This window comes from Allobranchiibius huperziae (assembly GCF_013410455.1).
GTDB lineage: Bacteria > Actinomycetota > Actinomycetes > Actinomycetales > Dermatophilaceae > Allobranchiibius > Allobranchiibius huperziae.
On the sequence record NZ_JACCFW010000001.1, the window covers coordinates 2,214,652 to 2,239,071 of the forward strand.

Sequence of the window (24,420 nt, forward strand, 5' to 3'; positions counted from 1 at the left end):
GGTCAGCTCCCCGTGGCGGCGTGCTCGATCATCGTGACGAGAGTGCCGGCCGACTCGCCGTGGCCGGAGCCGCGTGCGGCGATGGCCATCTCCTGCAGCCGAGCCTCATCGCGCAGCAGCGGGATCAGGTGGGCGTCGACCCATTCGGGGGTGAAGTACTCATCGGGGACCAGCTGCGCGCCACCGGCGGCGACCATCTCTGCGGCGTTCAGCTTCTGCTCGCCGTTGCCGACAGGCAGAGGCACGAAGACGGCCGGCAGCCCCACGGTCGCCAGCTCGCAGACCATCCCGGCACCGGAGCGGGTGACTGCGAGATCCGCCGCGGTGTAGGCCAGATCCATCCGGTCGACGTAGGGCAGCACGACGTACGGTGCGCCCCCGAGCACTGCGGGCAGGTCGATCTCCTTGCCGCGGCCGGTCACGTGCAGCACCTGGATGCCTGCGGCGCTCAGCTCCCGGGCCCGCTGCGCGAACGTGGAGTTGAGTCGTGCCGCGCCGAGCGATCCGCCGGTCACCAGCACGGTGGGCAGGTCCGGACGCAGTCCGAAGAAGGCGCGGGCCGCCTCGCGACCGACGGACCGGTCCAGCCGCGAGATCTGCGTCCGCAGCGGCATGCCGATCACCCGGGCGTGCGGCAGCTGCGTCGTGCGGAAGGTGGTCGCGACGTACGGCGTGAGGCGTGCACCGGCACGGTTGGCCAGGCCCGGTCGGGCGTTCTGCTCGTGGACGACCATCGGGATCCCGCGTCGCTTGGCGGCGAAGAACGCGGGCGGGCTGACGAAGCCGCCGAATCCGACGACGACCTGCGGGTCGACGTCGTCGACCACCGCGCCGGCCTCTGCGATCGCGCCACGCAGGGCGACCGGGAAACGCACCGCAGCGGAGTTCGGTCGGCGCGGGAAGGCGACCTTCGGGATCAGCCGTAGCTCCAGGCCGGCCTCGGGCACCAGCCGCTCCTCGAGGCCGCCTTCGCTGCCGAGCACGGTGATCCGCGCCTGCGGATGGCGGGCGGCAAGCTCCTGCGCCGTCGCCAGCAACGGTGAGATGTGCCCCGCGGTGCCTCCGCCGGCCAGCAGCACGCTGCGCAGCGGCGCCGACTGCGGGCTCTGCCCGCCGCTCATCGCCCGGCGCGGGAGGACGCGAGGACGGCCGAAGCCTTGCGCAACAGGCTCGGGCGCGCCTGCAGGGCGGCCCGGCACTCCGGCTCCGCACGTGCGAACGACAGCAGCATTCCGAGTGCGAAGAGTGTCGTCACCAGGGCAGATCCACCAGCGGACACCAGCGGCAGCGGCACCCCGATGATGGGCAGCAGGCCGGTCACCGATCCGATGTTGACCATGGCCTGGAAGACGATCCACAGCATGATCCCTGCCGTCGCCAGCCGTACGAACATGTCGTTGCTCGTGACGATCAGGCGGTAGCAGGCGTACGCCAGCACGACGTAGAGGCCGACGACCGCCATGGTGCCGGGGATGCCGAGCTCCTCGCCGATGATGGCGAAGATGAAGTCGTTGTGCGCCTCGGGCAGCCAGAACCATTTCTCACGGCTGGCACCGAGGCCGACGCCCCACCAGCCGCCGTCGGCCATGGCATACATGCCGTGCACCTTCTGCCAGCACCCAGGGGTCTGGGCGTCCATGCAGGTACCGAGCCAGGCGTCGATGCGACCGGTGCGGTTGCCGCTGGTGAGCGCGAAGGTCAACGCGCCCAGCGCCGCGGCGCCGGCGGCGACACCGAAGATACGCAGCTGCACACCGGCCACGAAGAACATCGCGCCCATGATGGCCAGCAGCACGAGGCAGGTGCCGAGGTCACCGCCGCCCATGACAGCGGCGAGCACGATGAAGAGCAGCGGCCCGAGCGGCAGGAGCAGGTGCTTGTAGCTGTCGAGGACCCGGCGTTTGCGGGAGAGCACGGTCGCGACGAGCAGGACGACAGCGATCTTGCCGACCTCGGACGGCTGCATCGTGAAGCCGCCCGCACCGATCCAGTTGGTGTTGCCGTTGACCGTCAGGCCAAGGGGCGTGAAGACCAGCAACTGCAGGAACACCGCGAAGAAGAACACCGGAAATGCGATGGTCTTCCACATCCGGACGCTGATCCGACTTGCGACGAACGCGCCGATCACACCCACCACGGCGAACGAGGCCTGGTTCAAGAAGATCGTGTACGAGGAGTGCGTCGCCGACGCGTACGACGTGACGCTGGACGCCGACAGCACCATCGTGAGGCCGAAGATCAGCAGCAGGGTGCCGGATCCGAGGATCAGGTAGTACGGGCCGACCGGCGACGTCACCCGCTCCTTGACCTGCTGCAGATAGCCGCGCGCCGGATCGAAGCCGGGGTTGGCGCCACTCGCGGTCATCGACCGGCTCCGCTCACCCGACGGGCGGCCTGCGCGAAGAGGTCGCCCCGCTCGGGGTAGCCGGAGAACATGTCCTTGGACGCGGCCGCGGGAGCGAGGAGTACGACGTCGCCCGGCCGGGCGAGGCGGGCAGCCTCGGTCACAGCGAGATCCATGGCGTCAGTCTGAATGCTGTCGATCTGCACGACGGGGACATCGGGCGCGTGTCGCCGCAGCACCTGCGCGATCACCTCGCGATCGGCCCCGAGCAACACCGCGGCGCGCAGCCGCGGGGCGGCGTCGCGCACGAGATCCTCGACGTCGGCGCCCTTCAGCTGGCCGCCCGCGACCCACACCACGTGCTCCACCGCGCGCAGGGCGGCCGCTGCCGCACCGGGATTGGTCGCCTTCGAATCGTCGATCCAGCGCACCCCGGCACCGGTCGCGACGACCTGCCCGCGATGCGGCTGGGGCGTGTAGCCCACCAGGCCTGCGCGCACGGCCGCCGGCGGCACGTCGTAGGACCGCGCCAGGGCCGCGGCCGCGAGGGCGTCGGCGACGTAGTGCGGCGACGGCGCCTCATCACCCGCGGCGAGCTCGGCCACCGTGCACAGCTGCGCGGCGTACCGGCGGTCGGGCACGAACGCGCGGTCGGCGAGCACTCCGTCGACCACGCCGAGCATCGATGGTCCCGGCAGGCCGAGGGTGAATCCGATGGCGCGCGCACCGTCGACGACGTCGGCGTCCTCGACGAGTTCGCGCGTCGTGGAGTCGTCCTCGTTGTAGACGCACGCGCGCTGGGTGCGTTCGTAGACGCGCCCCTTCATCCGGCGGTACTCCTCGTAGGAGCCGTGCCAGTCCAGGTGGTCCGGTGCGACGTTGAGGCAGCAGGACGCGTACGGCGACAGGCTGGATGACCAATGCAGCTGGAAGGTCGACAGCTCGACGGCCAGCACGTCGTAGGGCTGCGGATGCAGCACCGCCTCGACGAGCGGCGTGCCGACGTTGCCCGCCGCGATCGCGCGCAGCCCGCCTGCCTGCAGGATCCGCTCGAGCATGGTGACGGTGGTGGTCTTGCCGTTGGTGCCCGTGATCGAGAGCCACGGCGCGGCGCCCTCGCGCGGGCGCATCCGCCAGGCGAGCTCGACCTCGCCCCACACCGGCACCGCGGCCGCCGCAGCGGCCCGCATGTACGGATGCGTGGGCGGGATGCCCGGCGAGGTCACCACCAGGTCGGTGCCCGGTCCGGGGCGCTGCTGGTGCTCGGCGCCGAACCGTACGACGGCGCCCAGGATCTCCAGCACGGTCGCCTGCTCGCGCTGGTGGTCGGTGGGGGCGCCAGACAGCACCGTCAGGTGCGCACCGCGCTGCAGCAGGGCGTCGGCAGCGGCGTACCCGCTCACACCGAGACCGAAGACCACCACGTGCAGCCCGGCCCAGTCCGCGTCGGCATGGTCGAGGGCGGCGAGGCGGGTACGGCGGCCGTCGTCGACCGGCATCAGCCGCGGACCGTCTGTGCCTGCCGGACGCGCCGGGCACCCATCAGGTGACGACCCACTCGGCGTAGAACAGGCCGAGCGCCACCGCGACGCACAGGCCCGCGATGATCCAGAACCGGATCACCACGGTGACCTGTTCCCACCCGAGCATCTCGAAGTGGTGGTGCAGCGGCGCCATCCGGAAGATCCGTTTGCGGCGCAGTTTGAAGGACCCCACCTGCAGGATCACCGAGAGCGTCTCGAGCACGAACAGCCCGCCGAGGATGACGACCAGCAGCTCCGTGCGCGAGCAGATGGCGAGGCCCGCCAGCGCGCCGCCCAGCGCGAGCGAACCGGTGTCGCCCATGAAGATCTTGGCCGGGGTGGCGTTCCACCACAGGAATCCGAAGCACGAGGCCATCACGCACGCCGCGACGACGGCGAGGTCGAGCGGGTCACGCACCTGGTAGCACTTGTTGCTGAAGTGGTACTCGCAGTTCTGGTTGTACTGCCACACGCTGATCAGGATGTACGCGCCGAAGACCATCGCGCTGACGCCGGTCGCGAGACCGTCGAGGCCGTCGGTGAGGTTCACGCCGTTCGAGGTGCCGGCCACGATGAGGTTGGCCCAGAGGACGAAGAGGACGACGGCGAGGGCCGTGCCACCGAAGGCCAGGTTGACCCAGGTGTCCCGCACGAACGAGATGTGGAAGCTGCCCGGCGTACGACCGCCCTTGTCGCCGAAGCGGGTCGCGAGGATCGCGAACACCGTCGAGACGAGCACCTGCAGCACGAGCTTCTGGACCGAGCGCAGGCCGAGCGAGCGCTGGTGGGAGATCTTCATCCAGTCGTCGGCGAACCCGACGAGACCGAGTCCGACCAGCAGGAACATGACCAGACATCCGGAGACGGTCGGCGGCGACCAGCTGAGCAGGTGGGCGAGGAAGTAGCCGCTCACCGAACCCGCGATGATCACCGCGCCGCCCATCGTGGGCGTGCCGCGCTTGGTGTGGTGGCTGGTGGGTCCGTCGTCGCGGATGAACTGCCCGTACCCGCGCCGCACGAGGAACTGGATGAAGATCCGGGTCCCGAACAATGCCACTGCCAGCGCGATCAACGCGCCGATCAGGACAACCTTCACAAAACATCCTCCGCTTCGAACCGTTCGGTGATCCGGTCGCCAAGGTAACGCAGGCCGGAGTCGCGGCTCGACTTGAACAACACGACGTCCCCCGGTTGCAGCATGGAGACCAGCAGGTCGTACGCCGCGTCGGCGTCGACGACCCGCTGCGCCGCCCCCGCGGCGTCCTGCACGGCATCGGCGACCGGCGATGCGTCGGGACCCACCGCCACGACGACGTCGATCCCCCGCGCCACGGCGTCGGTGCCCACGGCGCGGTGCGCCGAGACGCTCTCGTCGCCGAGTTCCCGCATCGCCCCGAGCACCGCCACGGTACGACGTGCGCGCCCGATCTGCGCGAGCGCCGCCAGCGCGGCGGACATCGACTCGGGGTTGGCGTTGTAGGCGTCGTTGACCAGAGTGATGCCCCGCTCCAGCTGGTGCACCTCCATCCGCCAGCGCGCCTGCGCCGATGCACCCGACAGGGTCTGCACCGCCCGGGACAGCTCCACACCGGACTCCACCGCGGCCGCCAGCACCGCCAGGGCGTTGCCGACATGGTGCTCGCCGTGCACGGCGAGGGTCACCGGGATGCTCCCCTCACTGGTGAGCAGGGTGAAACTCGCCCGGCCGGAGGTGTCGGAGCGTACGTCGACCGCCCGGTAGTCCGCAGCCTCCGAACGGCCCACCCCGATCACCCGGGCCGACGTCTTCTCGGCCATCGCGGCGACCCGCGGGTCGTCCAGGTTCAGCACGGCCACGCCGTCGGAGGGCAGGGCGGCGACCAGCTCGGACTTGGTGCGCGCGATGGCGTCCACGGAGCCGAACTCGCCGACGTGGGCGTGACCCACGTTGAGCACGATCCCGATCCGGGGCGGCGCCATGCGCGTCAGGTAGGCGATGTGTCCCACACCCGAGGCCCCCATCTCGACCACCAGGTGACGGGTGGCAGCGGTGACCCGGCACAGCGTCAGCGGCACGCCCACCTCGGAGTTGTAGGACCCCTGGGGCGCGACGGTCTCCCCGTCCTGCGCGAGCACCTGCCCGAGCAGGTCCTTGGTGGAGGTCTTCCCCGAGCTGCCGGTGATGCCGATGATGTTCAGACCCGGCACCCGGTCCACGACCGAGCGCGCCAGGGACGCGAATGCGTCCTGCACGTCGGGGACGACGACGGTCGGGGTGGCCTCGACCGGTCGGCTGCCGAGGGTCGCGACCGCACCTGCGCGAGCGGCACCGTCGGCGAACTGGTGCCCGTCGGCGTGCTCACCGACCCGTGCGACGTAGAGGCTGCCGGCCTGCGCCTCCCGGGAGTCGGTCACGACCGGGCCGTCGACGAGGACGTCGTCGCCCACCAGAGATCCGCCCACGACCCGGGCGATCTCGCTCAATGCCAGAGGGATCATTTCGGACGTTGCTCGGTGCTGACGGCGGCGTACTGGATCGGGTAGAGCGAGACCGGCTTGCGGCTCGGCGCGACGCCGCGCGTGCGCAGCACGTAGCCGGCCACCTGGGAGAAGATCGGCGCGGCCGCCTCACCGCCGTAGATGGTGGTCTTCGGGTTCTGCAGCGCGACCGCGACGATGTACTGCGGGTTCTCCGCCGGAGCCATCCCGATGAAGGAGGCGGTGTAGCCGTTGTAGCGGCCGAGCTTGGCGTCGTACAGCTCCGCGGTGCCGGTCTTGCCGGCGACGTTGTAGCCCGCGACCTTGGCCTTCTGCGCCGTACCGTCCTGACCGACCACACCGCTCAGCATCGTGCGCAGCTGGCTCGCGACGCCGGTCGAGATGACCCGCACCGGCTTGCGCGAGTCCGCGGGCTTGGTCCACCCGCCGGACGCGTTCTGCACCCCCGCGATCAGGTTGACCGGCAGACGCACCCCGTCGTTCGCGACGGTCTGGTAGACCGACGCCTGCTGCATCAACGTGGTGGACAGGCCCTGCCCGAACATCACGGTGTACCTCTGCGAACCGCTCCACTGCGACGGTGGCGCCACGATGCCGCCGGTCTCTCCCGGGAAGCCCACGCCGGTGGGCGCGCCCAGGCCGAACTTGCGCATGAAGCCGTAGAGGTAGTCGGAGGACACCTTCGACCCGGTCAGCATCGTGCCCATGTTGGAGGACTCGGCGAGGACGCCGGCGACCGTGAGGCTCTCGGTGCCGTGCGGCTCGGAGTCGTGGAAGAGGGCTCCCCCGCGGCGCAGCTGCGACGGCACGATCACCTGGGAGGTGGGAGTCGCGACGCCGGCGGACAGTGCGGCGGCCATGGTGATGATCTTGCTGGTCGAGCCCGGCTCGTAGGTCTCGGCGAACCCGCGGGGCTGCAGGTTGCCCGGGGATGCCGCGCCCGGGTTGGTGGGATCGAAGCTCGGGTACGACGCCGCGGCCAGCACGTTGCCCTGCCGGTCCATCACGACGAGGTCCCCGGCCTCGGCGCGTGTCTTCTTGACACCGGCAGCGAGCGCGTTGCTCGCGTAGTACTGGATGTCGGAGTCGAGCGTGAGCTTCACGTTCGAGCCGTTGACCGCGGGGGTGTCGGAGTTGCTACCGGTGGCGATGACCGTGCCGTCGGGCGCCTCCTCGTAGGTGCGGACACCGGGCCGGCCGTTGAGGATCCCCTGTTTCATCAGCTCGACCCCGCCGGCCCCCGCGCTGCTGCCGGCGTCCACCCAGCCGACGATCGACGATGCGCTCGCGCCCTGCGGGTACTGCCGGGTCTGGGTGGACTCGGGGTAGATCCCGCCGAGCTTGAGGGCCAGGACCCGCTGCCACTGCTCGGGCGTGACGTTCTTCACCAGATAGACGAACCTGGACTTGCGCTGGGTCGCGGCCTGCAGCGTCGCGTAGTACTGATTGGCGCTGCCGCCGAGCACCGATGCGAGCCCGGCTGCCACCCCGGAGTTGCCCAGCACCGTGGTGCGGCCGTTCACGAAGCTCTTGTACTGCGAGGTCTGAGTCGCGTCCGCGGTCACGTTGTAGCGCTGCACACTGGTCGCCAGCGCGGCACCCTTGTCGTCGACGATCTGACCGCGCAGGGCGGGCACGTTCTCGTGGTGCAACCGGCTGTCACGGGCCTTCGTCGACACGGCGGCGGCGTCGACGCCCTGCACACGGATGATCTGCGCGGTGAACAGGCTGAAGATGAACAGCATGGCGACCATCAGCATCCGGGCACGCCGGCCCGGGTGACCGAGGCGCATCGTGACCGGGCGGCGGCGCGGCGGCCCCCCGTTGCCTCCGCCGCCGGCAGAGCGTGCCGGGCGCCCCGGCCGCTGCGAGCCGTTGACGGATGCAGGGCGTCGTACGCCCGCTCCGGTCGGTCGGTCCGACCCCGTGGCCCTCGCACGCGTCGCCGCGGGCTTGGAGGAGTCCCGTCGCGGATCCCGTTGTCCCGCCACCCGATCGGCCGGTCGTGCACCGGTGCGACCGCGCGAGGTCGTCCCGGTCGTGCGCGGACGGGCGGAGCCGGCGCCGCGGGCCCCTCGCGAACTCTGGGATCCCTGCGAGCCCTGGGAGCCCGGAGGACGGGTCTGACTCAACGGGTCACCTCGTGGTCGTCGCGTGCGTGCCGGTCGTGTTCTTGGTCTTGGTCTTCGTGCCCGTCGTGCTGCTCTTGCTCTTGGTGCTCTTGCCCTTGCTCTTCGGGCTGTCCTTGGTGCTCTTCGTCGTGCCGGTCTTGTCCGGCTTGGCCGTCTTGGTCGCCTTCTTCGGTGCCGGAGCCCCGACGCCGGCACCGAGGGAGGCCCCCGTCGCGGCAGTCCCGGCGACCTTCGCAGCACCGCCGGTGGTCAGCGGACCCACGGTAAAGGGGGTGCTGCCCGCGGCCCCGTTCGCCACGCCGATCGTCTTCCCATCGGATCCCACGTAGCGGACCCGGGACGCGGGAGCGAGGCCCATGGCGTGTGCGCGGGACGCGAGGGAGGCCGGAGACTCGGCCAGCTGCAGCGCGGAACGCAGGCTCTGCTGGGTGTCGGTGTAGGTCGCGGAACGCGCTTGCAGGGAGTCCATCGTGAACGACTGCTGGGCGCGCTGGGTGTTGAGCACCAGCAGGGTGGCGAGGCCCATCGCGAGCACGAACACGCAGGCGGCGATGAACGCGGCGCTGTGCCCGTCACGGGAGTCGGCGGGCGCGACGACCCGCAACCGGACCGACGACGCACCGCTCGTGGGCAGGGACCGCGACTTCGACCCGGGGGTCGGGTGCGGCACCCGCGCTCGTGGGGCGCGCAGCGGTACGGCGGCCTGCTGGCTCATGCTCATCGGGAGGTCCCCTTCGTGGATCGACGACGTTCTGCTGCGCGCAACCGGGCGGAGGCCGCGCGCGGGTTCTCGGAGGTCTCCTGTTCGGAGGGCCGTTCGGCTCCCCGGGTGAGGCGACGCAGGTAGGGCTCGTGCTCGGGCAGCTCGACCGGCAGGTCCACCGGCGCCGAGCTCGTGGTGCCCTCGGCAAGGACCTGTTTGGCGATCCGGTCCTCGAGGGAGTGATAGGCCAGGATGGCGATCCGGCCGCCGACGGCCAGGTGCTCGATGGCCTGGGGCAGGGCGCCGGCCCAGGAGTCCAGCTCGCGGTTGACCTCGATGCGCAGCGCCTGGAAGGTGCGCTTGCCCGGGTGGCCGCCGGTGCGCTGCTGCGCTGCGGGGATCGCGTCACGCAGCAGGTCGACCAGCCGCGCGGACCGGTCGAAGGGCGCCTTCTCGCGTTCGCGGACGACGGCGCGGGCGATGCGGCGGGCGAAGCGCTCCTCGCCGTACTCGCGCAGGATGCGCTCGAGCGCCGCGGCGTCGTAGGTGTTGAGGACATCGGCGGCAGTGGGGCCTTCGCCCTGGTCCATCCGCATGTCGAGCGGCGCGTCCTGGCTGTAGGAGAAACCCCGCTGCGTCTCGTCCAACTGCAGGGAGGAGACGCCGAGATCGAAGAGCACTGCCTGCGACTCGCGCACGCCGAGACGGACCAGCTCGGTGAAAGCGTCGTCGTAGACGGCGTGTACAGGGCGGAATCGGTCGCCGAAGCGCTGCAGCCGCTCCCCCGCGAGGGCCAGGGCCTCGGTGTCACGGTCCACACCGTATGCCGTGACACCGGAAAAACGTTCGAGGACGGCCTCGGTGTGTCCCCCCATTCCGAGGGTCGCGTCCACGAAGACCGCGCCAGGGGTCTCCAGGGACGGTGCGAGCAGCTCCAGGATGCGTTCGCGCATCACGGGGGTGTGCCGCTCGGCGGCGTTGCTGTCGGTGTGGCTCATCGCGGCGGATCTCCCCTCTGGTGCGGCTCGGACGGTGTGACGTGCTGATGGGTGCTGCGGGATCTGTGCGATGTGCTGCGGGGCGCTGTCTGATGCCTGGTCCCCAGCCGTCGCCGTTGCCGACGGGCGGCTGATGCTCCGGTGCCGGGGAAGTGGCATCGGTGCATCCGGCGAACGGATGGAGGCCGGATCTCAGAAGAACCCTCCGGGGATCACCTCCTCGCCCTGGGAGGCGAAGTCGTCCTCGGTGGCTTCCAGGAACTGGGTCCATGCGGCGGTGTCCCACAGCTCGAGCCGGTTGCCCGTGCCGATGACCGTGCAGTCCTTGCTCAGGCCGGCGTACTCGCGCAGCACTGCGGGGACGGTGACCCGCCCCTGCTTGTCCGGGATCTCATCGGAGGCGGCCGACAGCAGGACGCGCTGGAAGTTGCGGACCCCCCGGTTGGTGACAGGGGTGTTGTTCATCTGCTCGGCGAGCCGCTCGAAGTCCGACATCGCGAAGACGTAGAGGCAACGGTCCTGGCCGCGGGTGATGACCAGACCGCCCGCAAGTTGGTCGCGGAACTTCGCGGGAAGGATCAGTCGGCCCTTCTCGTCGAGGCGGGGGTGGTGGGTGCCGAGGAACATCGCGCCACACCTCCCGATCGTCGTCCCACGAGGTTCGGCCGACCCGACTCTCCGCTGTCCTCCACTTTACTCCACATCCCCCCACAAACGAAGCAAAAGGAGCCCGCTGAATCTCATGTCGCCCCAAAAAGTGCAGGTCAGGGCGGGTGGAGGATGGTGGAGGATCGGCGACGGCGTACGTCGGCCGTATGACCGGTCGGACCCGAGGTCGGGCACCCGGCTACATGGCGCCTGCCCATCAGGCAGGATTCATCCATGAAGCATTCCGCATCGGTCGATGCGCTCTCGCAGACGGCGACCTCGCGATCGGCGATGAGCCTGGACGACGTGCGCCGGGTCGCCGGCGACATCCAGGCCTCGGTGGCCGGGGTGATCGAGGGCAAGAGCGACGCCATCGCCACCGCGGTCGTGGTGCTGTTGGCCGAGGGACACCTGCTGATCGAGGACGTCCCGGGTGTCGGCAAGACGATGCTGGCCAAGGCCCTCGCGCGGTCGATCGACTGCACCATGCGTCGCCTGCAGTTCACCCCCGACCTGCTGCCCAGCGACGTGACGGGGGTGAGCATCTTCAACCAGGACACCCACCAGTTCGAGTTCCGCCGTGGCGCGGTCTTCGCCGGGATCGTGGTGGGCGACGAGATCAACCGCGCCTCGCCCAAGACGCAGTCGGCCCTCCTGGAGTGCATGGAGGAGAACCAGGTCACCGTTGACGGTCAGACCTACCTGCTGCAGCGCCCGTTCATGGTGATGGCCACCCAGAACCCGATCGAGATGGAGGGCACCTACCCGCTCCCCGAGGCGCAACGTGACCGGTTCATGGCGCGCATCTCGATGGGCTATCCGACCGCAGCGGCGGAGATGCGGATGCTCGACCTGCACTCGGCGCACCGTCCGTTGGAGGCGCTGCGGCCGGTCGCCGACGCCGCCCTGGTCCTGCGCGCCATCGAAGCGGTCTCCGGTGTCTATGCCAGCGCCGCGCTGCGCCAGTACATCGTCGACCTCGTGACCGCGACCCGGACGGCGCCCGGCGTCCGCCTCGGCGCCTCACCCCGCAGCGCGCTGCAGCTGCTGCGCGCCGCCCGCGCGCAGGCCGCACTCGACGGCCGTGACCACGTGCTCCCCGAGGACGTGCAGCGGCTCTGGATCCCGGTCCTGTCCCACCGCGTCATCATGGGCGGCGACGCCAGCGGACGATCCGCGACCGACACTCTGGCGCAGCTGTTGAAGCGTGTCCCCGTCCCCGCGCAGGCCCGCTGACCATGGTGCGCGCACCCGCTGCCGGGCGGCGGCACGCGCGCGCGCGCCTGACCTCCCGCGGGCATGCCGTCGTGGCCGCGGGAGTCGCCCTCACGATCACCGGGCTGGCGCTCGGTTACGGCGACATCACCCGGATCGGGATCTTCCTCCTCCTGCTGCCGTTGTTGGCGACGCTGCTCGCCTCCCGCCGCGCGGCGCACCTGGAACTGACCCGCACCATCGCGCCGGTGATCCTGCACCCGGACGAGCCGGCGCCCGTACGCGCCGTGTTCGCGAACCGGGCGAAGCGCGCCAGCCGGTTCGGCACGGCCCAGGACAGCATCGAAGCCAGCCTCGGGGACCGACCTCGCTACACGCTGCCGAGCATCCCGGCGCGGGGCAAAGCCGTCGTCGAGTACACCGTCCGGGGTCGCGCCCGCGGGCTGCACACGATCGGACCGACCACCATCGAGCACCCCGATCCGTTCGGCATGTGCTGGGCGGGCACCGTCATCCCCGCCGACGACCAGATCCTCGTCCTGCCCCAGACCTTCCCCCTGGTGCGGCACCGGCTGCCGTACGCCAGCGGCGGCGAAGGCGACTCGGGTCACTCCATCGCGTTGCACGGAGAGCAGGACGTCAGCATCCGCGCCTACGTCGAAGGCGATGAGCTGCGCCGGATCCACTGGGCCGCGACCGCGCACCGGGGTGAGCTGATGGTGCGCCACGAGGACCGGCCCGCGTACAAGCACGCCCTGTTGATGTACGACGCCCGCACCAGTGCCCATCGCGTCGACGGCGCCTACGACTCCTTCGAGTGGACCATCAGCGCCACCGCCTCGATCGCGCTGCTGCTGCACGACCTGAACTATCTGACCCATCTGCTCTCCCCCGAGTTGCTGGACGGGGAACGGTACGAGACGCCGTCGTCCTCCGACACCATGCTGCGCGACCTGGCCGAGGCGCAGGAATGCGAGGACGGGCTGCACGCGCAGGTGCTCGCGCAGGCGTCGCGGACGGCGTCCGGCTCGACCACGATGGTCGCCGTCCTCACCGACCGCCCGGCCGCCGGCCTGCGCCAGCTGGCCGCATGCTGCGGACGCGGGGCCGTCGGCATCGCCATCGTGGTCGACACCGACGCCTATCGACGCGATTCGGAGGTGGAGGGGGCGGACGCCCGGGCGGTCGCGCATGAGTTCCAGGCGGCCGGCTGGCGCACGGTGGTGGTCGGCCCGCGATCCGGCGTGCCCGCTGCGTGGCGATCGGTGGCCGGCATCGCGCCGGTCGGGGCGGCGATGCGATGACCCGCGCCCGTCCCGCACAGACGTTCCTCGCCGCTCTCGCGACGATGATCGCGGCCTGGCCGATCACCACCCTCTTCGTGGGTAATGCGTGGATCGACGAAACACTCGGGCTGGTCACGCTGGCAGCCCTGCTCGGGATGGCCGGGCGGGCATTGGATCTGCCCCCGATGCTCACGCTGTCGGTTCAACTGATCGGAGTGACCGCGGTCACCGTGGTCACTCACCTGCACGACCACCTGGACACCAGCCTGCCCTCGGCGCTGCGCGCGCTCGGGGCGGACGCGCACCACACGGTGACGGCGTACGCCGCGCCGGCCCCGTCCACGGTCGGCGTCGTCTTCTTCATCGGCCTGATCATCGCGATCATCGCGATCACCGTGGACTTCCTGGCGGTGTCGGCCCGCTCGCCCGGCCTGGCCGGCGTCCCGTTGCTGGTGGAGTTCGTGATCTCCGCGGCCAACTCCGGCGGGTCGTTGCACCCCCGCTACTCGTTCGCTCTCGGCCTGGCCTGGCTGGCGATGCTCTACGCCGCCTCCGAGCGGTCCGCGCGTGACTGGTCGGGGCTGCGGGCGCGCATCCCCGGACGCCCCAACAATCCGACCGCCCTGCTCGGCGGACACGATTTCGGTCCCTTCACCCGGACGGCCGGTGTCGGCGCCCTGATCGCGGCGCTGGTGATCGCCGCATCGCTTCCCGCCGCCTCACAGAAGTTCGTGGCCAACGGTCTCGCACGCGGCAACGGCCCGGCCACCACGGTCGGCTTCTCGACCGATCTGGACCTGCACAACAACCTCGTCGACCGCGACCACTCCCCCGTGCTCACGCTGCGCACCGCGGACCTCAACCCACCGCCGCTCCGCGCGCTGGTCGCGGACGACTACACCGGCGACCACTGGGTCCCGACGCGGCCGTCGTACCTGTTGCGCGGAGTCAACGGAGCGCCGCTGCAGCGCTACGGGCAGAACACGGTGCCGACCACCAGCTCCCCCTACACCATGGTCATCACCCAGAACACGATGCGCCCGCCGTACGTCGTGGCCCCCACCCAGGTCGCCAGCGCCAACTTCGGGGGCGCCACCTGGAGTTACGACCCGGACACCACCCAGCCGTCGACGACCCGGCTCGAAAACAGCTACACGGTCCGGTACCTCAGTCAACCCGCGAGCGCCAGGCCCTCGTCGCAGACCATCGACACCACGGGATTCGGCCCCGACCTCGTCGTCGACCAAGCCTCGCGGAGCCGCATCGACGCGCTCGTGCACACCGCGGCGCCGAGCGGGACGCCCTTCCAGAGGGTCATCGCGATCCAGGACTACTTCCGCGACGGTGACAACTTCAACTATTCGCTGACGCTGGACCCGACCCGCAAGGACTCCGCGGGCCGGCCACTAGACCCCATCAGCAACTTCCTGGTGACCCGGCGGGGCTACTGCATGCAGTTCGCCACGGCGATGGTGATGGCGGCCCGGTCCATCGGGGTGCCGGCGCGCCTCGGGGTGGGCTTCCTGCCCGGCACGGTGGACTCCTCCGGCTCCTACCAGGTGCATCAGTCCGACGCGCACGCCTGGCCCGAGCTGTACTTCCCGGGGATGGGCTGGACCCGATTCGAACCCACCCCTGCGGCACGGACGGGTCTCGCGCCGCCGTACGCGAGCCCGACGATCGGCAGCCCCGAGAGCGCCGCCCCCCGACGTTCCGCCTCCGGCGGCCGCACCGCACGGGGCAGCGACTCGGTGACCAGCGCACCGGGCAACACCACCCCCACCTCCTCGCACTCCGTGAACCTGCACCTGGTCTGGCTGCTGTGGGTGTTCGCCGCCCTGCTGGTCCTCGCGGCCGCGTTCGCCGTCCTGCCGTTGCTGGCCCGGTGGTCCCGGCGCCGACTGCAGGTCGGGCACGGCGCCGCAGATGATGCCGCCCGCGTGCAGGCGCAGTGGGACGACCTGGTCTCGCGGATGGAGGACCTGGGCATCGACCCGGCGCCGCAGGTGTCGCCGCGCTCCCAGGAGGCGCACTACCGGTTGCACCTGGTGGTGGGTCGGGAGGGGCAGGAGTCGCTGCACCGCGCGGTCGACGTCCTGGAGCGGGTCCGCTACAGCCCGCGACCCGGTCCGGGTGACGATCTGTCGGCTCCCGCCGACGATCTGCTGATGCGGATCCGCCGGAGCCGCTCGTTCCGTTCGCGGGTCGTCGCCACCTTGTTCCCGCGATCGGGACGGCGCGCGGTGCGCTCCCTGTTCTCGAGGCGCACGCGGCGCTGAGGGATCGGCGACAGACCGAGACAGACACGCAGAAGGCCGCGCACTCTTGCGAGCGCACGGCCTTCTGGTGGTCCGATGTCGACCTGGAGGTCAGTCCAGGTAGTCGCGCAGCACTTGCGACCGCGACGGGTGACGCAGCTTGCTCATGGTCTTGGACTCGATCTGGCGGATGCGCTCGCGCGTCACGCCGTAGACCTTGCCGATCTCGTCGAGCGTCTTGGGCTGGCCGTCGGTCAGGCCGAAGCGCATCGAGACCACGCCGGCCTCCCGCTCGGACAGGGTGTCGAGCACCGAGTGCAGCTGCTCCTGCAGAAGGGTGAACGAGACGGCGTCCGCGGGCACGACGGCCTCGGAGTCCTCGATGAGGTCACCGAACTCGGAGTCGCCGTCCTCACCGAGCGGGGTGTGCAGGGAGATCGGCTCGCGGCCGTACTTCTGCACCTCGACGACCTTCTCCGGGGTCATGTCGAGCTCCTTGGCGAGCTCCTCCGGGGTCGGCTCCCGGCCCAGGTCCTGCAGCATCTGACGCTGCACCCGGGCCAGCTTGTTGATGACCTCCACCATGTGCACCGGGATGCGGATGGTGCGGGCCTGGTCGGCCATGGCACGCGTGATCGCCTGCCGGATCCACCAGGTGGCGTACGTGGAGAACTTGTAGCCCTTCGTGTAGTCGAACTTCTCGACCGCACGGATCAGACCGAGGTTGCCCTCCTGGATCAGGTCCAGGAAGAGCATCCCGCGACCGGTGTAGCGCTTGGCCAGCGAGACCACGAGGCGCAGGTTGGCCTCCAGGAGGTGGTTCTTGGCGTTCTTGCCGTCCTGGGAGATCCACCACAGCTCGCGCTTGAGCTTCATGTCGATCTTGTCGCCGGAGTTCAGCTTCTCCTCGGCGAACAGACCCGCCTCGATGCGCTTCGCGAGGTCGACCTCCTGCTCGGCGTTGAGCAGCGCGACCTTGCCGATCTGCTTCAGGTAGTCCTTGACCGGGTCGGCGGTCGCTCCCGCGGTGACGACCTGCTGGGCCGGGGCGTCGTCGTCGTCGTTCTGGCTGAGCACGAATCCGCCGGCGGCCTCCGAGGCCTCCTTGGCGGCCTGACCGTCCTGCTTCGCGGTGGTCTCGTCGGTGGACTCCTCCGGCTCGGCCTCGGACGACGCGGCGGCCGCGTCGGCAGCCTTCGCGGCCCGTGCACGCTTGGCCGTCGCGGTCTTCGCGGCAGCGGCGGTCCTGGCGGCCGCGGCCTTCGTGGTCTTGGGAGCCACCTTGGTCACCGTGACACCGTCGTCCTGGCCAGACTCGACGGCGGCCTTGGCCGGTGCCTTCTTCGCGGCGACCTTCTTGGTGGCCGCGGCCTTCTTGGTGGTGGTCGCAGCGACCACGGGGGTGCGCTCGGCGGCGGGGGTCACCTCGACACCGGCCGCGGCGAGGGCGCGCAGCACAGCAGGGGCGCGGCGTACGTCGTGCCCGGCCTCATGCATGGCCGAGGTCAGCTCCGCACCGCTCACGCCTCCGCTGGTCCGCGACGTACGCACCAGCTTCTCCAGGGCGGGGTGGGAGATGTGCTGCGGCAGCTTGGACGCAGTGTTGACTTTGGCCACGGGTGGTCACCAACTACCTTTCGAAACAACAGCATCGGCGCGATGAGCGCGCGCGACACCGACCGCTCAGGGCGGCATCGAAGTTTGGGGATCGTGAAGCTCGTCCGCCCAGGTCGGCGACAGCCTCTGCTTACCATTATAAAACGACTTCGGCCGTGCTCCGTCCACCGGCCGATCGGGCCACTCAGGGCTTGACCGCGAGCACCGGACAGTCGGCGTCCAGCAGGATCCGTTGCGCGTGCGAGCCGAGGATGAGTTTACCGACCGCGCTGCGCCGTCGTAGGCCGATGACCAGCAGTCGAGCGGACCGGGACCGCACCAGATCGAGCAGGAAGTCGGTGATGTCATCGCCGTCCGGGTCCGCGACCTCCGCCTGCACCCCGTCCGCCCGGATCCGCTCCAGCGCCGCGTTGAGCTCATCCCGACGCCCCCGCGACGGGACGACGATGAGCGGGCCGCCGCCGTCGCGCGCCTCGTCGGCCGCGCGGGTGATCGCCGCCTCCCCCTCCGGGCTCGGCAGGTAACTGACCACGACGCTCATCGTTGCCTCCTTGGACCGGCGGGGCGGGCTCGACGTCTGCGGCCGACGCTACCCGACCTCGCGGGGTCGCACCCCGCGGACGGCATCCACCGCCTCAGCCACCGCTGCGGCGATGGCGTCGGTCTCGATCAGGAAGCCGTCGTGCCCGTGGGAGGACGACATCACGTGCACCCCGCCTCGCCCGTGGGCGTCGACGATCTCCTGCGACAACTCCACCGGGAAGAGCCGGTCGGAGTCGACGGCGACCGTGCGCAACATTCCGTCGTACGCCCCGAGCACGTGCGCGAGCGAGCCGCGCCCGCGGGTCACGTCATGCGTCGCCATCGCCCGGGAAAGTTGCAGGTAGGACCCGGCGTCGAAGCGGGCGGTCAGTTTGGCGGCCTGATGGTCCAGATAGCTCTCGACGGCGAACCGGCCGTCGCTCATCGGGTCCTCGGCGCCCTGCGGGTCGCGCCCGAACCTGGTGTCCAGCTCGGCGGCGCTGCGGTACGTCGTGTGCGCGATCCGGCGGGCGAGGCCCAGCCCTTGCCGGGGGCCCGGTCCGTGACCGTAGTAGTCGCCGCCGAGGTAGTCCGGGTCGGAGGTGATCGCGAGTGCCTGCGCCTGGCCCCAGGCGATCTGGTCGGCCGTGGCGCGGGCGGTGCTGGCGATGATGAGCGCACCGTCGACCCGGTCGGGGTGACCCGCCACCCATTCCAGTGCGCGCATCCCGCCCATCGACCCGCCGAGCACCAGCCGCCAGCGGTCGATGCCGAGCGCGTCGGCGAGCCGTGCTTCCACGGCGACCTGGTCCCGCACGGTCGTCGCCGGGAACCTCGAGCCCCACGGGTGACCCGCCGGATCCGATGATCCCGGACCTGTCGTGCCGCGACAGCCGCCGAGCACGTTGCTGGCGACCACGAACAGCTCGCGGGTGTCCAGCGGCGCACCCGGCCCGATGAGCCCGGGCCACCAGCCGGCGGTGGGCTGCCCGGGCCCGGCCGGGCCCACGACGTGGGAGTCGCCGGTGAGTGCGTGCTCGACCAGGACGGCGTTGTCGGCGTTCGCGTTGAGGGTCCCCCAGGTCTGGAACGTCACGGTCACCCGGGGCAGCGGCACACCGCTCTCCAGAGTGATCTCGGGCAGCAGAAGGGCTCGAGATGCGGGGTTGGTGCCGACGGGCGGGCGCACCCACCGGTCGGCCGGGCGCGCAGCGTCGCGCTCCGGGGTCGGTCGGTGGCGTTGTTGCGTCACAGTCATCGGCGACTTCCGGCTCAGGGGGCCGGTGCCTGGAGGGATGGCTGACCCCGCGCTTGCCGGTGCCATGTCGACATCGGCCTTGTCCTCACCCGGGGCACCCCACCGCGGTGGAGGGTTGCCGCCCAGTCAGCCGGGGCTTGGCACTGGGACTCTTGACGTCGACCACCGTAGCAGCGGGACTTCGTGCCCGACTTCGGCTCCAGCACACCGGTGCGGGCGGGCGACGCACGCGGGCGCAGGAAAGTGACCGCACCGCCGACACCCACCCGGGCGGAGTCAGGCGCACCGGCGGGGACGGGCGCCGAGCTCCACCGCCCTGCCCAGCAGCCGCGCGAGCCGGTATCCCGGGTCGATCCGCAGGGCCTGCTCCACCGCGACGGCCGCGAGCGCTCCGGAGCCGCTGCTCCACGCCGAACCGGCGATGAAGGTCAGCACCGGAGGACGCATCCACTCCGGGAGGCAGTGCAGCCACTGCACGAGCCTCGCCCGAACGGCGCGGGGATCGAGAGCCCCCGCCACGTAGGGGGACAGCGCAGGCGTCGAGGGCGTCGGGCCCGGCAGGCCGGGCGCCACCCAGCCGAAGACCTCGTCCCGCACGGCCGGGTCGGCGATCGCGCGGCTCAAGGAGGCCAGCATGGGGACCGGCATCTCATGGATCGGTGCCGAGCCGTGCAGGATCTCCCACATCGCGGCGGTGAGGGCAGCCGGGCGCATCGGCCGATCAACGACGGGCGCGGCGCCGACCGCCTGCGCGACCTCCGTGCGGCACTGGTTCAACGACGCGCGCAGGTCGGCACGCGAGGCGTGCGGCGCGATCCCGTCCAGCACCGACTCGAAGACCGCATCGACCCGGTCCGGGTCCGGCAGCGCGGCGGGACGTCTCGGGCAGCCCCCGCAGCCGCACCGGTGGGCCCACCATCCGCCGTCCCGGGTCACCAACAGGTGCGCCGCGTCGACGTCGTAGGCCCGGAGCACGTCGCAGGCAACGTCGAGCAGTCGGGTCGGCGCATCCTGCGGCACGGGAGGGGTGTCCACGAAGGCGCAGCACAGCGCGCTTCGCACCCCGGCCCGGGCGAAGACCTGCCCGATACGACCGGTCCCGGGCAGGAGGTCGTCCTCCTCCCGCAGGTCCAGGCGGGCGACCACCCGGATCCGTTGGTCGGCGAGCCCGACGACGACCAGGGAGTCGGTGGGCCGGAAGCCGAGCTCGTAGGGCAGGTAGGCGATCAGTTCGCCGAGGCCGTGCAGAGTGCTGCGCATGCGCCCACCGTGGTGCGGCGCGGCGCACGCGGGACGTCCGCCCTCAGGGGGTGTGGATGTCGCCTGGGTGCCTCGGGGGATGTGGACGACCGACGGGTCAGCGCAGACGACGCCCGCGCACCGTGTGCTTGCGGGCCGCCTCCCAGGCCAGGAAGTCGTCGGTGTCGTGCACCAGCGCGTTGGCGAGCCAGGCGAGGACCACGGCGTCGTCCGCCAGGCCCATGATCGGTGCCAGCTTCTCCGGGATCAGGTCGACGGGTGAGGCGATGTACGCGGCGGCGGCGACCATCGCGGCGACCCGGGCGGGTGAGGATCCGGTGTACTCCTTGGCGGCCACCGCGCGCACCATCCGGGGCAGCGCGGTCAGCCGCGCCGCGACGCTCGGCCCGGACGGGTCCGCCACCGAGGCGATCGAGTCCCGCAGGGAACGGACCGCGGAGGCACTCATCCGACGACTCTGCCGCGGGCTCATGCGCTGGCGCTCGCAGTGCCGGGCGATCCCGGCCGGGCCACCGGGAACTGGGTGCGGGCGGTCTTGGCGACCTTGTTCAGGAGGTAGACGTCGAGGCCTGCTCCGACGACCCCGCCGGCCAACGGGATCGACTTCCCGAGCCGGGGCAGCAGCTTCTCGCTGACCTGGGCGATGAGCCGGAAGCCCACCGCCTTGTCGATGACCATCCGGGCGGCCGGCGGCAGACCCCTGGTCGCGAGGTTGGCGAGCCGGCCGGTGCTCACCACGCCGGCCTTCTTCAGCAGCGCGTCCGCCTCGCCTCCCACCAGCGCCAGCAGGATGGCCAGTCGCAGATCGGGGTTGCGCAGGTCGTAGCCGCGCAGGTGCGCGATCGCCGCCGTCATCCGGGTCGCCAGCGCGTAGAAGCCGGCGATGTTGGCCGGCAACGAGACGGTCATCGTGACGAATCCGCCCAGCCCGGTCACGAACCCGCCGGCAGCAGCGAGTCGTCGGTGGTCGGCGATCACCTTCTCGATGGCCGCGTCGACGTCGCCGCCGCTCTCCTGCAGTGCCCGCCGGGCCACGTGATCCGCCGAGTCGAAGCGCCCCTTCCCGTCGATGCCGACGTCCATCAGCCGGTTCGCGAGGTTCATCGAGGTACCGGCGAACGCCCCCTTGTTCAGGTCGAGTTCGGTCGATTTCTTGGAATTGCGATGAAGGAGGGCCACGAACCCATCGTGCCAGTAGCCGAGCCGGGCCCGCGGAGGCTGCGCAGGCGCCGGCTGCTGATCCTCCCGGCGTACCGTGGCGCCATGGCTGCCCCCACTGACAACGACCCGGCATTCCAGCACTTCGCACACCCGGAGCGGCTCGTCTCCACGCAGTGGCTGGCCGACGCGCTGGACCGCGGCGAGGACCTCGTCGTGCTCGAATCCGACGAGGACGTCCTGCTCTACGACGCCGGCCACATCCCTGGTGCGCACAAGCTCGACTGGCACCTGGACCTGAACGATCCGGTGAGCCGCGACTTCGTCGACGGCGAGCACTTCGCGCAGGTGATGGGCGAGCGCGGCATCGGCCGTGACACCACTGTGGTGATCTACGGCGACAAGAGCAACTGGTGGGCGGCGTACGCGCTGTGGGTCATGACGCTCTTCGGCCACGAGGACGTGCGGCTCCTCGACGGCGGCCGGGCCGCGTGGGCGGCCGAGGACCGCCCGCTGACCCGCGAGGTGCCCACCGCGACGCCGGTGCAGTACCCGGTCGTACGACGCGAGGACCCGCCCATCCGCGCGTACCGCGACGACGTCCTGGCGCACCTGCCCGGCCCGCTGGTCGACGTGCGCTCCCCCGGCGAGTACAGCGGTGAGCTGCTGAGCATGCCGGACTACCCGCAGGAGGGCGCGATGCGCGGCGGCCACATCCCCGGCGCGCGATCCGTGCCGTGGGCGCGGGCGGCCGCCGAGGACGGCCGGTTCCGCGGGCGCACCGAACTCGAGGCGATCTATCAGGGCGAGCAGGGGCTCGCGCCCGACGACGACGTGGTCGTCTACTGCCGCATCGGTGAGCGGTCGTCGCACACCTGGTTCGTCCTCACCCATCTGCTCGGCTTCGGATCGGTGCGCAACTACGACGGCTCGTGGACCGAATGGGGCAACTCGGTGCGGGTGCCGATCGAGACCGGCGCACCGTGAACGAGGACCTTCCCGCCCCGATGGCGGAGCTGGCGGACGACTTCAACGCCCTGGAGCCCAAGGACAGGTTGCAACTGCTGTTGGAGTTGAGCGACGAGCTCCCACCGCTGCCGCAGCGGTACGCGGACGAGCCGGGCAAGCTCGAGCAGGTGCACGAGTGCCAGTCCCCGCTCTTCCTCGCGGTCGAGGTGGACGACCAGGAACGGGTGCGCCTCTTCTTCCAGGCCCCACCGGAGGCGCCGACCACCCGGGGGTTCGCCGGCATCCTGCACGCCGGGCTCGACGGTCAGCCCGCGCGTGCGGTGCTCGACGTACCCGATGACGCCGCATGGAGGTTCGGGCTCGCAGAAGCGGTGTCTCCGTTGCGAATGCGTGGGATGCTGGCCATGCTCTCCCGCATCAAGAGACAGGTCCGCGAACGTACGTCGGGGATGCCTGTGCCCGACCACACCGGTGAGGTTCGAGAACACCTATGAACAAGAAGGCATTGATCGCGATCCCCGCAGTGATCGCGGTGATCGGCCTCGTGCTGCTGATCATCGGATTCGCCTCCGGTGGGGGTGCGAAGGTCTCGTCGTTCTCCAACGGCGCCCGCGTCACCTCCTCCGACGCCGGCTTCTCCCTCTACAGCAAGGACAAGGCCGCGCGCGCCGCCACGGTGTGCACGGCGGTGTCCAACGGCAAGACCTCCACGATGGGGCGTCCGAGCTCTGATTTCTCGGTCAAGAGCGGCGGAAGCACCTACTGGGAGGTCGCGCGCAGCACCGACGGCATGACCAAGGGCGACTACACCGTCAACTGTGCGGGTAGCAACAACCTGTTCGCCGGCACCCGCGCTGACAAGGTCGGCGGCGGCTTCAAGGTACCCGGCATCGTCCTCGGCCTGATCCTGCTCATCGGCGGTCTGCTCGGCGTCGTCCTGCTCAGCCTGCTGGGTCGCAGGAAGACGGCTGCGGGCGGCGCCCAGGGGCAGTACTCGGGCTACCAGCAGGGCAGCGCCTACGGCCAGGGCTACGGCGCGCCCGGCGCGTACGGCTCGTCCTCGGGTCAGCAGGGCCGGCAGGGTGGCTACGGCCAGCAGCCCGCCCAGCAGAGCGGGTACGGCCAGCAGGGCCAGCCCGGCCACCGGGGTGGCTACGGTCAGCAGCCCGCCCAGCAGGGCGGGTACGCACCCCAGTCCGGCCAGGGCGGTCAGTCGGGCAGCGGGTACGGCCAGCAGGGTGGGTACGGCCAACACCCGGGCCAGCAGGGTGGATACACACCTCAGTCCGGCAGCGGCTACGGCCAGCAGGGTCAGCCCGCACAGCAGGGCGGCTACGGCCAGCACCCGGGCCAGCAGGGTCAGCCCGCACAGCAGGGCGGCTACGGCCAGCAGCCCGCCCAGCCCGGTCCGTCCGGTGGCTACGGTCAGCAGGGTGGGTACGGCCAGCAGCCGGGCCAGCAGGGCGGGTACGCACCCCAGTCCGGCCAGGGCGGTCAGTCGGGCAGCGGGTACGGCCAGCAGGGTGGTAACGGTCAGGGTCAGCCCGCTCAGCAGGGTGGTTACGGTCAGGGTCAGCCCGCTCAGCAGGGTGGGTACGGCCAGCAGCCGGGCGGATACACCCCACCGGCCGGTCAGTCCGGTCAGTCCGGTCAGTCCGGCAGCGGGTACGGCCAGCAGCCGGGCCAGCAGGGCGGATACGCACCTCAGTCCGGTCAATCCGGCCAGCCCGGCCCCGGGGGCGCCTACGGCCAGCTGCCCTCCCAACAGGGCGGACACGGCCAGCAGCCGGGTCAGTCCGGTGGGTACGGCCAGCAGGGTCAGCAGGGCGGCTACGGCGAGCAGCCCTGGCAGCAGGGGCAACAGGGGCACAGTTCGACCCCGGTCGATCCGGCCGACGCGCCCACCACGGCCATCTCGGGACTTCCCGTCGATGACCAACAGGGTCAGCAGAACCAATATGGTCAGGACGGTGGCCGGCGCCCGCAGGGCGAGCGTGACGAGCACGGCACCGACGACCAAGGCGGGCAAGGCTGAACCAGTCGACTGTCAC

21 protein-coding genes and 1 riboswitch are annotated in these 24,420 nt (G+C 71.0%); of the genes, 6 read left to right on the top strand and 15 right to left on the bottom strand.

The genetic code is table 11. From position 1 onward, the window contains the following. Positions 1-2 precede the first annotated feature (2 nt). The 9 genes from murG to mraZ all read right to left on the bottom strand — a co-directional run bounded on the left by murG (position 3) and on the right by mraZ (position 10,805). Positions 3-1,121, bottom strand: a complete 1,119-nt coding sequence (murG, locus tag HNR15_RS10435; protein ID WP_179481505.1) for an undecaprenyldiphospho-muramoylpentapeptide beta-N-acetylglucosaminyltransferase — start codon at positions 1,119-1,121, stop codon at positions 3-5. Beyond that, the gene (gene ftsW, locus HNR15_RS10440; RefSeq protein WP_179481507.1) at positions 1,118-2,365 is read right to left on the bottom strand and encodes a putative lipid II flippase FtsW; all 1,248 of its coding nucleotides are present in this window, start codon (positions 2,363-2,365) and stop codon (positions 1,118-1,120) included. Before ftsW ends, murG begins: the two co-directional genes overlap by 4 nt. Beyond that, on the bottom strand, positions 2,362-3,843 hold the full coding sequence (gene murD / locus HNR15_RS10445) for a UDP-N-acetylmuramoyl-L-alanine--D-glutamate ligase (RefSeq protein WP_179481509.1): 1,482 nt from the start codon (positions 3,841-3,843) through the stop codon (positions 2,362-2,364). Before murD ends, ftsW begins: the two co-directional genes overlap by 4 nt. A gap of 43 nt (positions 3,844-3,886) precedes the next feature. Further along, positions 3,887-4,963: a phospho-N-acetylmuramoyl-pentapeptide-transferase gene (gene mraY, locus HNR15_RS10450; RefSeq protein ID WP_179481511.1), complete on the bottom strand. Its 1,077-nt coding sequence runs from the start codon at positions 4,961-4,963 to the stop codon at positions 3,887-3,889. Continuing rightward, positions 4,960-6,345 carry a UDP-N-acetylmuramoyl-tripeptide--D-alanyl-D-alanine ligase gene (locus tag HNR15_RS10455; RefSeq protein ID WP_179481513.1) on the bottom strand — a complete coding sequence of 462 codons (1,386 nt, stop codon included), beginning with the start codon at positions 6,343-6,345 and terminating at the stop codon, positions 4,960-4,962. Before HNR15_RS10455 ends, mraY begins: the two co-directional genes overlap by 4 nt. Continuing rightward, positions 6,342-8,105 carry a peptidoglycan D,D-transpeptidase FtsI family protein gene (locus tag HNR15_RS10460; RefSeq protein ID WP_179481515.1) on the bottom strand — a complete coding sequence of 588 codons (1,764 nt, stop codon included), beginning with the start codon at positions 8,103-8,105 and terminating at the stop codon, positions 6,342-6,344. The genes HNR15_RS10455 and HNR15_RS10460 overlap by 4 nt, the downstream gene beginning before the upstream one ends. Positions 8,106-8,481: 376 nt before the next feature. Further along, positions 8,482-9,198, bottom strand: a complete 717-nt coding sequence (gene ftsL / locus HNR15_RS10465; protein WP_179481517.1) for a cell division protein FtsL — start codon at positions 9,196-9,198, stop codon at positions 8,482-8,484. After that, positions 9,195-10,178: a 16S rRNA (cytosine(1402)-N(4))-methyltransferase RsmH gene (rsmH, locus tag HNR15_RS10470; RefSeq protein WP_179481519.1), complete on the bottom strand. Its 984-nt coding sequence runs from the start codon at positions 10,176-10,178 to the stop codon at positions 9,195-9,197. The genes ftsL and rsmH overlap by 4 nt, the downstream gene beginning before the upstream one ends. Positions 10,179-10,370: 192 nt before the next feature. Beyond that, positions 10,371-10,805, bottom strand: a complete 435-nt coding sequence (gene mraZ / locus HNR15_RS10475) for a division/cell wall cluster transcriptional repressor MraZ (RefSeq protein WP_179481521.1) — start codon at positions 10,803-10,805, stop codon at positions 10,371-10,373. A gap of 255 nt (positions 10,806-11,060) precedes the next feature. On the opposite strand from mraZ, the gene HNR15_RS10480 reads away from it, so the two are divergent. From HNR15_RS10480 to HNR15_RS10490, 3 genes are read left to right on the top strand one after another with little or no spacing between them, the layout of a single operon-like run. Beyond that, entirely contained in the window at positions 11,061-12,062 is a 1,002-nt protein-coding gene (locus HNR15_RS10480) for an AAA family ATPase (protein WP_218883658.1), read from the top strand. Between the two features lie 2 nt (positions 12,063-12,064). Then, the gene (locus HNR15_RS10485; RefSeq protein WP_179481523.1) at positions 12,065-13,345 is read left to right on the top strand and encodes a DUF58 domain-containing protein; all 1,281 of its coding nucleotides are present in this window, start codon (positions 12,065-12,067) and stop codon (positions 13,343-13,345) included. Then, positions 13,342-15,606 carry a transglutaminase TgpA family protein gene (locus HNR15_RS10490; RefSeq protein ID WP_179481525.1) on the top strand — a complete coding sequence of 755 codons (2,265 nt, stop codon included), beginning with the start codon at positions 13,342-13,344 and terminating at the stop codon, positions 15,604-15,606. Before HNR15_RS10485 ends, HNR15_RS10490 begins: the two co-directional genes overlap by 4 nt. Positions 15,607-15,696: 90 nt before the next feature. Here HNR15_RS10490 and HNR15_RS10495 read toward each other — a convergent pair whose 3' ends face one another. From HNR15_RS10495 to HNR15_RS10520, 6 genes are all read right to left on the bottom strand, one after another. Beyond that, positions 15,697-17,082 carry an RNA polymerase sigma factor gene (locus HNR15_RS10495; protein ID WP_246306221.1) on the bottom strand — a complete coding sequence of 462 codons (1,386 nt, stop codon included), beginning with the start codon at positions 17,080-17,082 and terminating at the stop codon, positions 15,697-15,699. Between the two features lie 304 nt (positions 17,083-17,386). Further along, complete coding sequence (locus HNR15_RS10500) at positions 17,387-17,743, bottom strand: universal stress protein (RefSeq protein ID WP_179481529.1); 357 nt, start codon at positions 17,741-17,743, stop codon at positions 17,387-17,389. Between the two features lie 48 nt (positions 17,744-17,791). After that, on the bottom strand, positions 17,792-18,982 hold the full coding sequence (gene metX / locus HNR15_RS10505; RefSeq protein WP_179481531.1) for a homoserine O-acetyltransferase MetX: 1,191 nt from the start codon (positions 18,980-18,982) through the stop codon (positions 17,792-17,794). 44 nt (positions 18,983-19,026) lie between these two features. Beyond that, a riboswitch (SAM riboswitch) is annotated at positions 19,027-19,140 on the bottom strand. A gap of 118 nt (positions 19,141-19,258) precedes the next feature. Further along, positions 19,259-20,242 carry a DUF4192 domain-containing protein gene (locus HNR15_RS10510; protein ID WP_179481533.1) on the bottom strand — a complete coding sequence of 328 codons (984 nt, stop codon included), beginning with the start codon at positions 20,240-20,242 and terminating at the stop codon, positions 19,259-19,261. 97 nt (positions 20,243-20,339) lie between these two features. Further along, on the bottom strand, positions 20,340-20,690 hold the full coding sequence (locus HNR15_RS10515) for a YkvA family protein (protein ID WP_246305916.1): 351 nt from the start codon (positions 20,688-20,690) through the stop codon (positions 20,340-20,342). A gap of 20 nt (positions 20,691-20,710) precedes the next feature. Further along, on the bottom strand, positions 20,711-21,421 hold the full coding sequence (locus tag HNR15_RS10520) for an EcsC family protein (RefSeq protein WP_343048509.1): 711 nt from the start codon (positions 21,419-21,421) through the stop codon (positions 20,711-20,713). Positions 21,422-21,505: 84 nt separating this feature from the next. Here HNR15_RS10520 and HNR15_RS10525 point away from each other — a divergent pair, with 84 nt between their 5' ends. The 3 genes from HNR15_RS10525 to HNR15_RS10535 are packed head-to-tail and all read left to right on the top strand — an operon-like array spanning position 21,506 to position 24,404. Next, positions 21,506-22,387, top strand: coding sequence for a sulfurtransferase (locus tag HNR15_RS10525; RefSeq protein ID WP_179481537.1), 882 nt, complete (start codon positions 21,506-21,508; stop codon positions 22,385-22,387). After that, positions 22,342-22,863, top strand: a complete 522-nt coding sequence (locus tag HNR15_RS10530) for a SufE family protein (protein ID WP_179481539.1) — start codon at positions 22,342-22,344, stop codon at positions 22,861-22,863. The genes HNR15_RS10525 and HNR15_RS10530 overlap by 46 nt, the downstream gene beginning before the upstream one ends. Beyond that, on the top strand, positions 22,860-24,404 hold the full coding sequence (locus HNR15_RS10535) for a hypothetical protein (RefSeq protein ID WP_179481541.1): 1,545 nt from the start codon (positions 22,860-22,862) through the stop codon (positions 24,402-24,404). The genes HNR15_RS10530 and HNR15_RS10535 overlap by 4 nt, the downstream gene beginning before the upstream one ends. The last annotated feature ends 16 nt before the right edge of the window (positions 24,405-24,420 follow it).

Coding starts and splice junctions, on each gene's coding strand:
- HNR15_RS10480 (WP_218883658.1), top strand. CDS start 11,061: ATGAAGCATTCCGCATCGGTCGATGCGCTCTCGCAGACGGCGACCTCG.
- HNR15_RS10460 (WP_179481515.1), bottom strand. CDS start 8,105: ATGCTGATGGTCGCCATGCTGTTCATCTTCAGCCTGTTCACCGCGCAG.
- ftsL (WP_179481517.1), bottom strand. CDS start 9,198: ATGAGCATGAGCCAGCAGGCCGCCGTACCGCTGCGCGCCCCACGAGCG.
- murG (WP_179481505.1), bottom strand. CDS start 1,121: ATGAGCGGCGGGCAGAGCCCGCAGTCGGCGCCGCTGCGCAGCGTGCTG.
- HNR15_RS10530 (WP_179481539.1), top strand. CDS start 22,342: ATGGGGCAACTCGGTGCGGGTGCCGATCGAGACCGGCGCACCGTGAAC.
- HNR15_RS10500 (WP_179481529.1), bottom strand. CDS start 17,743: ATGAGCGTCGTGGTCAGTTACCTGCCGAGCCCGGAGGGGGAGGCGGCG.
- HNR15_RS10490 (WP_179481525.1), top strand. CDS start 13,342: ATGACCCGCGCCCGTCCCGCACAGACGTTCCTCGCCGCTCTCGCGACG.
- HNR15_RS10525 (WP_179481537.1), top strand. CDS start 21,506: ATGGCTGCCCCCACTGACAACGACCCGGCATTCCAGCACTTCGCACAC.
- ftsW (WP_179481507.1), bottom strand. CDS start 2,365: ATGACCGCGAGTGGCGCCAACCCCGGCTTCGATCCGGCGCGCGGCTAT.
- HNR15_RS10515 (WP_246305916.1), bottom strand. CDS start 20,690: ATGAGTGCCTCCGCGGTCCGTTCCCTGCGGGACTCGATCGCCTCGGTG.
- HNR15_RS10495 (WP_246306221.1), bottom strand. CDS start 17,082: ATGCATGAGGCCGGGCACGACGTACGCCGCGCCCCTGCTGTGCTGCGC.
- HNR15_RS10455 (WP_179481513.1), bottom strand. CDS start 6,345: ATGATCCCTCTGGCATTGAGCGAGATCGCCCGGGTCGTGGGCGGATCT.
- metX (WP_179481531.1), bottom strand. CDS start 18,982: ATGACTGTGACGCAACAACGCCACCGACCGACCCCGGAGCGCGACGCT.
- HNR15_RS10485 (WP_179481523.1), top strand. CDS start 12,065: ATGGTGCGCGCACCCGCTGCCGGGCGGCGGCACGCGCGCGCGCGCCTG.
- HNR15_RS10535 (WP_179481541.1), top strand. CDS start 22,860: ATGAACAAGAAGGCATTGATCGCGATCCCCGCAGTGATCGCGGTGATC.
- murD (WP_179481509.1), bottom strand. CDS start 3,843: ATGCCGGTCGACGACGGCCGCCGTACCCGCCTCGCCGCCCTCGACCAT.
- mraZ (WP_179481521.1), bottom strand. CDS start 10,805: ATGTTCCTCGGCACCCACCACCCCCGCCTCGACGAGAAGGGCCGACTG.
- HNR15_RS10510 (WP_179481533.1), bottom strand. CDS start 20,242: ATGCGCAGCACTCTGCACGGCCTCGGCGAACTGATCGCCTACCTGCCC.
- rsmH (WP_179481519.1), bottom strand. CDS start 10,178: ATGAGCCACACCGACAGCAACGCCGCCGAGCGGCACACCCCCGTGATG.